Here is a 5172-nt window from a genome sequence, read left to right as displayed (position 1 = left end):
AAAACGAATTGCGCAGGAACTACGCGATGGTTGGTACGTCAATTTGGGAATTGGTATTCCGACGCTTGTGGCAAATTATATTCCGGAAGGAATTGAGGTTGAATTTCAATCGGAAAACGGAATTCTTGGAATGGGACCTTTCCCGTTTGAAGGAGAAGAAGATCCGGATCTGATTAATGCCGGAAAACAAACCATTACGGCACGAAAAGGTGCTGTTTTCTTCGATTCTGCCATGTCTTTTGCCATGATTCGCGGACAACACGTTCAGCTGACTGTTCTCGGGGCAATGGAAGTTTCACAAAACGGAGACATCGCCAACTGGAAAATTCCGGGTAAAATGGTGAAAGGAATGGGTGGAGCAATGGATTTGGTTGCTTCCGCAGAGAATATTATCGTTGCAATGATGCACTCCAACAAAGCTGGTGAATCTAAAATTCTGAAAGCATGTACGCTTCCCCTGACGGGTGTTGGCTGTGTGAAGAAAGTTGTGACCGAACTTGCCGTACTGGAGATCAAGGATAATAAATTTCACCTGATAGAGCGCGCTCCCGGTGTAAGTGTGGAGGAAATCATTTCAAAAACAGAAGGAGATCTGGTAGTTCCTGATTTCGTTCCTGAAATGAGTATTTAAACAGATTCCTTTACCTTATCCGACTTATGATTCAAAAATTATCCATTCTTATTCCGGCTTATAACGAAGGGCCTACGATCCATCTCATCTTAGATAAGATCAAAAAGGTTCAATTGGAAAACGACGTCCAAAAAGAAATCGTTATTGTCAACGACTGTTCGAAAGACAATACCGTTGAGCGCATAGAAGCGTATATGGCTGCCAATCCGGAAATGGATATCCGTTTGTATTCCCAACCGTACAATCAGGGAAAAGGGGCAGCAATTAATCGCGCCATTCAGGAAGCAACTGGAGAATACATCATTATTCAGGATGCGGATCTGGAATACGATCCGGAAGAATACAACCTGTTGCTGAAGCCGGTTTATATGGATAATGCAGATGTGGTTTACGGCTCCCGGTTTATAGGGCATCAACCTCATCGTATCTTGTTCTACTGGCATTCCAAAGGAAACAAATTCCTTACCGGACTTTCGAACATGATGACGAATCTCAATTTAACAGATATGGAAACCTGTTATAAGCTCATTCGTTCTTCCATTGCCAAAGACATCAAAATCAAGGAAAACCGTTTCGGAATTGAACCTGAAATAACGGCAAAACTGGCAAAGAAAAAGGGAATCCGGATTTATGAAGTGGGTATTTCTTACTACGGAAGAACTTACGAGGAAGGAAAGAAAATTGGCTGGAAAGATGGTTTTCGCGCCATTTACTGTATTATCAAATACCGTTTTTCGAATTAATTCTCAAAAGAGGTTACCATCTTTGCTAGAGTAAGCATTCAGCGTTGGCACTATCCGAAAATACCGGTGGTATAACAATTTTTTTCCACTGATTACACAGAGGAGCACAGATTCAATTTACATGCTATCTGCTTAAATAGCATATTGATGGAAATTTCAAAAATCACTTGAACCCCGGATATTCCTTAAGCTTTTGGAAATTATCAATACCGGATTTTCTTCGACCAGCTGATTGCACGTTTTTCAATCACCCAATAATAACAATAGGAAAACCCGATTGCGGCGCAAACAGCAATTGCAAGATAAACCCATGGATTCCAATCCACGTGCGTCTGATTTTTACAGTAGTACAGGAACGATCCTCCGGAAAATCCGTGCGTGAGGTAAAGGGAATATGAAAATTGCCCGATTCTCTCCAGGAACTTACTTTTTATGGCGATCCAAAGTAAAAAGACCACTCCGATTCCTGCAATCACGCTATCTTCCAATGGAAATAAAACAACCAGGAAGATGAAACAAGCTGCTATCAGCGCGTAATTGAGCAACTCATTGCGCGATTTATAGATTTCGGAGCATGCAATACCTACCAGGAAAAAAGGAGTGTTATGGACCAGGTCGATCGAATGAAAATAACTGGTTGAAAATAGTGCAGAGAATGTAATCAAACCATAAACCCAGGTCGATTTACGCATTGGAATAACCAGCAAACCAATGACCAAATAAAACAGGAATTCTACCTTCAAGGTCACGAAAATCGGGTTCATCCATTGGGAGTCCCGGAACAAATCAACTGTAAGCGTTGCATTTTGGAGCAATTGCGTTACCGAATAAGGAAAGACCCATCCAAAAACAAACGGAACCAGGCAGATCAGGAAAATGGTTCCCAGGAAAGGGGGAAAAATGCGCGCCAAACGCTTCAAAAAATATTTCGGATAAAACCGAATGCCAAAGAAGCTGTTCGTTAACGAGTAGTAAATGACAAATCCGGAAATGATGTAGAACAGTTCAACCCCTTGCGCGCCAAATTCAGAGTATTTCCGAATGGATTCGTTCTCGATCAAGAACCCTTTTGCATCAGAAAATGAAATAAAATGAAAGATCAATACAATCAATGCCGCCAGTGCGCGCAAAGATTCAATATGGCCCAGATGTTTTTTCTCCTTTTCCAATATGCCGCTAAAATACTTTTTTCTTTCGGGTGGTGACCCAATATTGGGAAATTGGGTTTTTGGAATTTTGAATTTCGCAAAATTCAATAAAAAACCCCGAATCTGATAAACAGAATCGGGGTCTAAACGTATTTTAGAGTGAATTTAGTACAACTCTTGTTTCAAAGCAGTACGGTAATCCTTGATTTCTTCTCTGTTGATTTTATGCTCTGCATTTTTCAAAAGGTTCAACAAATACAAGAAGTTTTCCTGGTCTTCGATTTCCAACGGGTATTCATTCCCTTCTTCATCTTCCTCGTATTGTGCCTGCACGTCAAATGCCTTTCTGTCTTGCAAAAATTCGTATGACAAACGCAAAACTTTCACCACCAACGGATCTTGCTCTTTCAATGCTTGTTCGCGCAATTCTTTCAAATCCTCCACAAGTTCTTTGTAAGCAATTCCCTCACTTTCCACTTTGGAAATAATTGTTTCTAATTTCTTATTGGCAATGGCCGTTTTCATACTTCACTTATTTTCAAGTTCGTAACTACTTTATTACAACTTTCAAGACATGCAAATGTAATGACTTATTAGCAGTTAAAATAGTATCGGTGGTGTTTTTTTACAAAAATCCTTCGAATCCGGGGTCGAAGTTCACCTTCTCTTTTGCATTCTTTCAGATTTGCTATTCGTAAGAAGAACGAATGATTATATTTGTAAAAACAGAAAAACCAATCTTTTGCTCGATATTTTACTCAAAGGCATCATAACCGGATTTATACTCAGTATAATGATCGGCCCGGTATTTTTTCTTCTTTTGGAAACAAGTATCCGCAAGGGAATCCGGGCTGCGATTGCATTTGATATCGGGGTTTTCCTCTCAGATTTCATCTACATTATCATTGCACTGATCTTTTATTCGGAGGTCAGTAAAATCACTTCCGGTGAATATGGGCATATTATCTCCATTGTGGGCGGAGGGATCCTGATCATCTTCGGAATGGTCACTCTTCTGAAAAAACCAAAAGATGAAAGCAAGGAAGCAGACAAACAATTAAACTCTCAGACCAAAGACATGATTCTTCTGGGTTTGAAAGGTTTCTTGCTGAACTTTGCAAATCCCGGCGTTATTTTCTATTGGATCACCGTAATTGCTTTGGGTGCAGACGGAAAAAGAAATACCGGGGATGCGATCGATGAAAGTACTTACTGGTACATTCTGATCATTATGGTGACCTTCTTTTCTGTAGATTTGCTGAAAATAATAGGTGCTAAAAAATTGCGGCCGTTTATCACGGACAATCTTTTGATCGGTTTAAACAGATTTATTGGTCTGGTGATTATCGGAACCGGTGTTTTGCTGATCATTAAAGGTGTTCTCGCAAAATAGACCTTGTAACATTTCAAATAAAACCCGGTTATAACATTGAACTATCATTCAAATTCCATGAAATTCGTTTGTATCCTTTTTTCCTTTTTTTCCTTCACATTACTCGGACAGGTTGTAAACAAAGAAAACCTTACGCCCAAGGTTAAAAACTATTATGATTTCAATCAGACACAGTTGGAATCAATCGGATCTTATTACAAGGACAAACTAGGAGAAACCAAAGACAAACACGGAAAATGGCTTTATTACGACCGTTTTGGAACTGTCGTTGAAGAACGAAACTATTATCGCGGAAAACTTCACGGACGGGTGATTGCAAGTTATTCCAACGGAAAAAACAAGCAGGAAGGTTATTTCAAAATGGGCGAGCAAGACAGCATTGTCAGAGAATGGAATGAAACCGGAAAACTAAGTGTCCAGGGATATTTCAAATTCGGAAAGCCTTATGGAATCTGGGAATATTACTACGTAACCGGGCAAAAAAAACAAGTAGAGGAAATCATTGATTCCACCGTTTACCTCCGCGAATTCTGGATGCCGGATAGCCTTCACACTCAAAAGATCAAGGACGGAACCGGCGAATACCTCACATTTTTTGATACCGGAATGGAAAAGGAATGGTACAACTACAAAAACGGATTGAAAAACGGTCCTTTCGAAGAGTTTTCCATTTACGGCTACATGCTCATTAACGGGAAATTCACGGAAGGTCAGAAAGACAGTACCTGGAATTATTTCTATTATACTGGAGCAATTGAGAAGACAACCAATTATGTAAACGGAAAGCTGAACGGAGATTACAGATATTATTACGACAACAAGCAGGTAAACGTAGAAGGTGCTTACAAAGACGGAGAAAAAACCGGTTTATGGACCTGGTACACTAAAAAAGGAACCAAGGATCAGGAAGGAAGCTTTGATTTAGGAAAACAGCACGGAAAATGGACGTATTATTATCCGACCGGACAAGTCAGTTATCACGCAGAATACGATCACGACAAGAAAACAGGCACCTGGTCTTACTTCTACAAAGACGGAAGCAAATTTAAAACAGGAAGTTTTCAGAATGACGAGAAACACGGCAAGTGGGAAACCTGGTATGAAAACGGCACCTTGTTGATGACGGGAGTTTACAAAAACGGAAAAGAAGAAGGAATTTGGGTGAATTATTGGGATGACGGAAAAGAAAAGAACATCGCAACATTCAAAAACGGACTTCTAAACGGAAAGTGGGAATCGTATTATCCAACCGGAAAA

General features: G+C 40.0%; 6 protein-coding genes. 4 read left to right on the top strand and 2 right to left on the bottom strand.

Annotated elements, in window-relative coordinates:
* Both Q1V93_RS03005 and Q1V93_RS03000 read left to right on the top strand, forming a co-directional pair.
* On the top strand, positions 1 to 631 hold a 631-nt coding region (locus tag Q1V93_RS03005), incomplete at its 5' end, for a CoA transferase subunit B (RefSeq protein WP_300661247.1).
* 26 nt (positions 632 to 657) lie between these two features.
* On the top strand, positions 658 to 1374 hold the full coding sequence (locus tag Q1V93_RS03000; protein WP_300661244.1) for a glycosyltransferase family 2 protein: 717 nt from the start codon (positions 658 to 660) through the stop codon (positions 1372 to 1374).
* Positions 1375 to 1577: 203 nt separating this feature from the next.
* On the opposite strand, the gene Q1V93_RS02995 is transcribed toward Q1V93_RS03000, so the two are convergent.
* A complete protein-coding gene (locus Q1V93_RS02995) occupies positions 1578 to 2504 on the bottom strand; it encodes an acyltransferase (RefSeq protein WP_300661242.1) in 927 nt (308 codons plus the stop codon).
* Positions 2505 to 2687: 183 nt separating this feature from the next.
* A complete protein-coding gene (locus tag Q1V93_RS02990; RefSeq protein WP_124747586.1) occupies positions 2688 to 3047 on the bottom strand; it encodes a hypothetical protein in 360 nt (119 codons plus the stop codon).
* 268 nt (positions 3048 to 3315) lie between these two features.
* Here Q1V93_RS02990 and Q1V93_RS02985 point away from each other — a divergent pair, with 268 nt between their 5' ends.
* Both Q1V93_RS02985 and Q1V93_RS02980 read left to right on the top strand, forming a co-directional pair.
* Positions 3316 to 3915 carry a LysE family transporter gene (locus tag Q1V93_RS02985; protein ID WP_300661249.1) on the top strand — a complete coding sequence of 200 codons (600 nt, stop codon included), beginning with the start codon at positions 3316 to 3318 and terminating at the stop codon, positions 3913 to 3915.
* Between the two features lie 57 nt (positions 3916 to 3972).
* Positions 3973 to 5172, top strand: a 1200-nt coding sequence (locus Q1V93_RS02980; protein WP_300661234.1) for a toxin-antitoxin system YwqK family antitoxin, incomplete at its 3' end; no start/stop codon positions are given.

It is taken from the genome of Fluviicola sp. (assembly GCF_030151805.1).
Lineage (GTDB): Bacteria > Bacteroidota > Bacteroidia > Flavobacteriales_D > Crocinitomicaceae > Fluviicola.
The sequence above is the reverse complement of the archived record's forward strand: the minus strand, read 5'-3'. Positions and strand labels throughout refer to the sequence as shown.